This is a genomic window from uncultured Methanobrevibacter sp., from assembly GCF_902771435.1.
In the GTDB taxonomy this organism is placed as follows: Archaea; Methanobacteriota; Methanobacteria; order Methanobacteriales; family Methanobacteriaceae; genus Methanocatella.
Genome location: NZ_CACXXB010000053.1, coordinates 1 through 6,098, shown reverse-complemented (window position 1 = coordinate 6,098; position 6,098 = coordinate 1). Strand labels below are relative to the sequence as shown.

General features: G+C 35.8%; 7 protein-coding genes. 2 read left to right on the top strand and 5 right to left on the bottom strand.

Features of this window, described 5'->3' with window-relative positions; genetic code table 11:
• Positions 1-186, bottom strand: a 186-nt coding sequence (locus QZU83_RS09695) for a hypothetical protein (protein WP_366925385.1), incomplete at its 3' end; no start/stop codon positions are given.
• Between the two features lie 80 nt (positions 187-266).
• On the opposite strand from QZU83_RS09695, the gene tmk reads away from it, so the two are divergent.
• Positions 267-845 (top strand): dTMP kinase, encoded by a 579-nt coding sequence (gene tmk, locus QZU83_RS09690; RefSeq protein WP_295611796.1) that lies wholly within the window; start codon positions 267-269, stop codon positions 843-845.
• Positions 846-850: 5 nt separating this feature from the next.
• Complete coding sequence (locus tag QZU83_RS09685; RefSeq protein ID WP_292606317.1) at positions 851-1,399, top strand: hypothetical protein; 549 nt, start codon at positions 851-853, stop codon at positions 1,397-1,399.
• On the opposite strand, the gene mtaA is transcribed toward QZU83_RS09685, so the two are convergent.
• The 4 genes from mtaA to QZU83_RS09665 all read right to left on the bottom strand — a co-directional run.
• The gene (mtaA, locus tag QZU83_RS09680; RefSeq protein ID WP_292606315.1) at positions 1,389-2,396 is read right to left on the bottom strand and encodes a methylcobamide:CoM methyltransferase MtaA; all 1,008 of its coding nucleotides are present in this window, start codon (positions 2,394-2,396) and stop codon (positions 1,389-1,391) included. The genes QZU83_RS09685 and mtaA overlap by 11 nt on opposite strands.
• Positions 2,386-3,999 carry a methylamine methyltransferase corrinoid protein reductive activase gene (locus tag QZU83_RS09675; RefSeq protein WP_295611795.1) on the bottom strand — a complete coding sequence of 538 codons (1,614 nt, stop codon included), beginning with the start codon at positions 3,997-3,999 and terminating at the stop codon, positions 2,386-2,388. The genes mtaA and QZU83_RS09675 overlap by 11 nt, the downstream gene beginning before the upstream one ends.
• A gap of 6 nt (positions 4,000-4,005) precedes the next feature.
• Positions 4,006-4,833: a methanol--corrinoid protein MtaC gene (mtaC, locus tag QZU83_RS09670; protein ID WP_292606311.1), complete on the bottom strand. Its 828-nt coding sequence runs from the start codon at positions 4,831-4,833 to the stop codon at positions 4,006-4,008.
• A gap of 11 nt (positions 4,834-4,844) precedes the next feature.
• A partial coding sequence (locus QZU83_RS09665; RefSeq protein ID WP_295611794.1) for a methyltransferase MtaB domain-containing protein occupies positions 4,845-6,098 on the bottom strand: 1,254 nt, incomplete at its 5' end.

The window sequence follows — 6,098 nt, the reverse complement described above, 5'->3', positions numbered from 1 at the left end:
TATTTTGCTGCCGTTTAAGTGAGCATATTCAACTGCCTTTTCAATTTCTTCCATTGTAAAGTTTTTAGCATATGCTCTAGCACCATAATTCTGTCCAGCGATATAAACTGCATCAGCACCTGCATTGATTGCGATTGTCAGCACTTCTGGTGAACCTGCTGGAGCTAATAATTCTTCTAAAACCATTTTATAAATACACCTTGCTATAATTTATCATTAATATCTTTGGAATTAATTATATATTAAATTAAAACATATTCTATTTTATGTATATAGTTTTTGAAGGAATAGATGGTGCTGGAAAATCAACTCAAATTGGAATGTTGAAAGAATGGCTTGAGGCTAATGGATTTAGGGTGGAGACATTGGTTGAACCAACTGATTCTGAAGTAGGAAAATTGATTCGAAGAATTTTGCAACGCCCTGATGCAACTACTGACCATGTCCAAAAAACTTTGGGTTTGCTTTTTGCAGCTGACAGAATGTTGATAATGGATAAGCTGGAAGACAAATCTAAAATAATTATTTCAGACAGGTCTTTCATATCTTCACTGGCATATCAGGAACCTGCCGATTGGATTGAAGTTCTTAACAAATATGCTAAAAAACCTGATTTGTTGTTATTGTTGGATTTGGATGTTGCCAAATCAGTTGCAAGAACCTCTGGTAAGGATACTTTTGAAAATGAAACTTTTTTGACTGGTGTTAAAGAAAACTATTTAAAATTGGCTGAAAATTATGCATGTGAGATAATTGATGCTAATAATGGTGTAAATAAAGTGTCTTCAGATATTAAGAAAGCTGTAGCACCATATCTGGGAATTTGCCCGGATTGCATAAGGTAATTGTCATGCAGGAAATTATTGGATTATTGTCGAATTTGGATGGGGTTATTCGTGTCGAAAGATTAACTCCTGAAAATATTTTAAAAGTCATTGATTTTGAATCCCAACGTAAGGAAGAATTGATTCCTCTTTTCAATAAAGGTATTCAGGAATGCTTTAAAAGGGATGTTTCATTGGTTATTTTTAAAAAAGGATTTTTCAGACCGCCACCAACACCGACATTACTTTTGATGTTTGATGGGGAAGTTTTGGGTCATGATATTTTCACTGATTCTCAAAAAGAAGAATATATGGATGATGAGGACGTTCAGTTCTTAAGTGATGATTTCATAATATTCAAGGATGTTCTGCATAATCATAATTTGGAAAAGGGCAATGAGTACTTTATTTTGCCTGCTGTGCCTTTTCCTGAATTGGATAATTTCAGTAATGTGTCTGAGGTTATCTCATCATCTCCGTCAACGCCAAGCGATGAATATTTAAAAGAAGAATATGGCTTTGGCCAAGATTCTTCCATTGCAACAATATTTGTTTCATTCAATATTAAAGATTAAAATATTCATTTCGTTCGCTGATTGCAGCTTTAATGTTATCTAATGGGGTATTTGGAGCAATTCCGCAACTTGGAGCCAGAATGTCGATTCCATCATCAATCGCTTTTTTGACATCTCCTTTAACTTCATCTGAATTGCCGCTGAGCAATGTTTTTGAAGTTGAAATATTTCCAAGGATAACACAATTGTCTTCGATTATTTCTTTTTGTGCTTGAGGAATGTCAACAGCCTCTTCAACACTGATTCCATCAAATCCACAGGTTGCCATATCTTTAATAATTGGCTGTGTGGATCCGCAGATGTGCAATACTTTTAATACTTCAATGTAATCGGCCAAATCTTCAAGATTAGGTTTAATCAATGATTTAAAATCATCAGGTGCTATTAATTCTGGAGATGCAGTTGGTTCGTTAACACATATTACATCTGCTCCGTGATTTTGGATTTCTTCAATGTAGTCCATGCTCACATCAACACAGTTTTCAACTGCTATTTCCACTTCTTCGATGTCTGTTTTCATATATCTTACAAGATTTTCAATTCCAAGCAGATGTCCTGTTAATGTGAATGGGCCGGTAATTCCAACAATTATTGGTAATTCTTCATATTTTTCTTTTAAGATATCAATTGCTTCTAAAACAACAGGTATTCTTCCTCTTTTTGTAAAATCATCTGTAGCTTCAATATCATCAGCATATTCAAATGGTGAGATTTCAACCTCTGGAACCCTTTCGTTACTTCCGAGATTAACATCACATCCCAATGCTTCTGCTTCTACAGTTAGGCAGAATGGCAATCTTGCACATTCAAGTCCTGCAAGTTCATATAAAGAGCTTGCAAGTGTTGCCATTTGATTGGCATCTTTGTGTGCATCTGGCCATTTTAGTCCATAATGGTTCATTGCATCTATTGTTCCGAGTTGAGTTACACTTACAAATGGTTTTCTTTCAACTGTTTGTCCTGTAAGTGCGTTTTTAAGGTTTTCTTTATAATTCATTTTTATCACTTTTTTTGTAAAATTGATTGTATTTAAATACATTCTGTTTGCAGTTTCTGACACATCTTAAGCATCCAAGTCCTGAACACAAATCGCTTCTTAAACTGAATTCATTTTTCTTTAAGGATAATGCATTTTCCGGACAATTATTCACACATTCCATGCATGAAATGCAATCATCAAATGTTGTTTTCATGGTATTAGAAATGTCAATGCTTTTAATGGGTTTATCTCCAGCATCGGATATGTCCTTTTCAAATAATTTATGAATTTGGGGGTTTTCTTCAAGGGGAGGCATTTCCTGATATCCATATTTTGAAAGCCATTCCTCATACTTTTCAAAGGGCAATCCCTCTTCATAAATCGCCAATTCCAGTGAATATATCTTTTCAAAAATTTCTGAAGTGGCAAGCATTATATGATTGTTTTCAATATCGTCAGCTATCTGTTGCAGTTCATCAAGAAGTTGCGGATTCAAAACAATGTCTTTAGCCATTGCAAGGGAAGTATTTCCAATTTGGAATACTTCTGTTGAAGATGGTGGAATCTGACCTATTTTCATAGACTTCAATGCATCAACATAAAATCCTGATGCTCCAGCCATATAAACTGAATCAATTTCATCCAAATAAATATCCGAACTTTCAGCTAAAGTCAATTCAGCAGCTTTGAAAGCGCCCAAGGCTTTCCCTATATTGTTTATATCGTTTTCAGTTAAATAAATGTCATCCTGAAGGTAGATTTTTTCTTTGATTTTCCCGTTTTCAATGATTCCATCTTCTATTCCAAGGCAGAATGCTGCAATTACACCGGTTCCTGTTATTCCACAAGCGGTCATGTCACTTTTTTCAATGGAATCTCCATTGAGTGGATTTATCAAATCTCCATTTTGAACAAGCAAATCATCATCAAGGATTTTCATTCTCCAATTATTGCCTTCCTTTGCAATATCACAAATTGTATTTGGGGAAGCCAATCTTCCTTTTTCAATTGTCTGACCTTCAATTGCAGGTCCTGCAGCTGCTGAAGCGGTGTAAATTTCTCCTTCTACAATCAATGCCATTTCGGCATTTGTTCCAAAATCAATTATCAATGAATCCTCATCCTTATCAAGAGCTCCTGATTTATAAAGCATTGCCAGTGCGTCCGCTCCGATTTCATGCTTAATTGCAGGAGGGATATAAACGTAGGTATTTGGAGGAACGTCTAATCCAATTTCAGATGCATTTATCTTTTTGGATTTTCTGGAAGGGGGTGTGATGTTTTGATTTTTCAGTGCATTTTTTCCCCAATAAGCCAAATCTCTTATTTCAATATTGTTGAAAAGAGATAATTGAATTGGATTCCCACAAACTGATAATCTTTCAACATTGTTAACATCTAAACTGTTAATGACTTTATTAATTGCATTAATTAATAATTTATGGGCTTGATTCTGCCCAATATCAATAGCAAAATGCAAATGGTCAATTACATTTGCACCAGGTAAAGGATGTCTTAAAGTGATTGCTGTAGATATTGTTTTTTCAGTGGTTAAATCATAGCTTTGGGCTCTGATACCACTTGTTCCAATATCTATTGCAATTCCAGTATGTTCTGCCATATTATCTTAGCTTGCATATTCTGATACGAACTCTCCGACAATATCACTATATTCTTTTCTTAAATCTTCCCAATTCTTATTGTCAGTTAGTATAGCGTCCGCTAATTTTGGTGTGTGGTATGCTTCAACACCATAAACTGTCATGTCCATTGTTTCAACGTAATCTTTTCTGACTGCTCCACCACCACATCCGATAGCCGGAACTTCAAGACCTGCTTCCTTAAGCGCTTCGACAACTTTAGGGAATGCGGTCATTGTTGTGGTCATGAGTGCTGTACCTGTCATGAATAATGGATCGTATTCTTTAACTGCTTCAACAACTCTTTGTGCTGCAACATCACGTCCTAAATCAATAGCCTCAAATCCTCCTGCTCTTAAAAACATTAAAATCAAGTTTTTACCTATGTCATGGGGATCTCCTTCAGCTACAAAACATACTACAGTTCCTTTTGTATCACTTTTGCGACCAAGAACCTTTTCACATTCCTTAACACTTTCCATCATTGCATCTCCAGCAAGCATCAAATCAGGCAAGAAATAAACTCCTTTTGTATATAATGTGCTCACTGCATCGATTCCTTTCATTAATGCATTATTGATTAATTCGATTGGGGAATAACCTTCCTCAAGGGATTTTTTGACATCTTTCAATGCGTTAATCTTATCTTCGTATAGTATTTCTAAAGCTATTTTTCTGAATGGTTCTTCTGTTGGTAAAATTTCTTTTACTTCAGGATAGTCTTCTGCTTTCATTGCAGCTCCTTCAGCGACAACATTGTATCGAATAGCAATTTTATCTTGTGTTATTTTATCTTCCAAATCTTTATAACTCATTTCAATCCCTCTTATAATTCATAATTTTTAGGGTCGAAATCTTCAACTTTACGACCGTATCTTCTTACGCTACGTTTAATAAATTTAGATGAGTCATCTGGCAATTTATTAAATGTTCTAATTGCGCTATTTAAGCTGTCTTGTTCAAATCTTGTTAACTGTATCTTTTTAGCTTCAACTGCTTCAGTAATGATTTTTCCAACTTCCAATGCAGCTGCAATGCTTCTTTGATATGGATCGTCTCCGTATTCTACTATCGCTTCACCTATTCTATATGCATTGTCATATGCCAATATTAATGCCTGCGGGTCTCTGTATTTGTCAGTTAGAGTGTACAAATCTCTTAAAGTTTTATCTTCACCAGTTTGGATTGCTGTATTCATTAATGCAGCTTCAAATCCAGTTGCCTGAAGCCATACTTCTGGAGTTGTTCCGCCCATTTCTTCTCTGTGGTAAACGGATTCATTACTCCAGCAATCACAGATTCCTGCAATCAGGTTACCCATCAGGTCTGAGTGTGCACAAACTGCATTTTTACCTTCTGTTGCAATTGGGACTCCACTGATGGATTTGACTATTGGATTTTCATATCCGCAATCTTTTAAAGGTCCTTTTGCACCACATTCAACAGCAACTAAACTGTTTGCTCCACCAATTCCTCTTGCAATTGCCGCTAAGGTATGTGAACAATCTTTGTCAAGCAATCCTCCAGCTAAAAACATTGCAGTATTGGATTGTGAACAGTTGGTGTCTCCTCCGGGAATTACTTTGTGCTTGTTACAGATTTTTACAATCTCTTCCCACATGAATTCCATATCTATGCTTCCTAAAACACCAATACCAAATAGTATTGCTCTTGGATCTCCTCTTGAAATACCGTAATCTGAAACAGATTTTCCTCCGGTAGTTTCAATACATATTATTGATGCACCATTTTCACAGCATTGTTCGATGGATTCCATCACATTTTGGTATTGTTCTGAAGTTCTATAGTTTGAGCCTTTTTCTTCATCCCTTATGTCTGCAGGGGTTGCTTTAAGGGCTACCTTAATTCCATATTCGTCATGGAACTTTTCTAGAACTTCCACTTGTGCCTGGGTACATGCACCAGCCCATTCCGGGTTTGCTGTTTGTTGAGCAATGTGTTCCTGTTCAATGATAAATGATGGAAGACCAATATTTAAAGCTCTTTGGCATGCGCTTATTGTTATGTTTCTGCATTCTGCAACCATACTTTCCATGGAATTTTCACTGCCTTCTTTAGG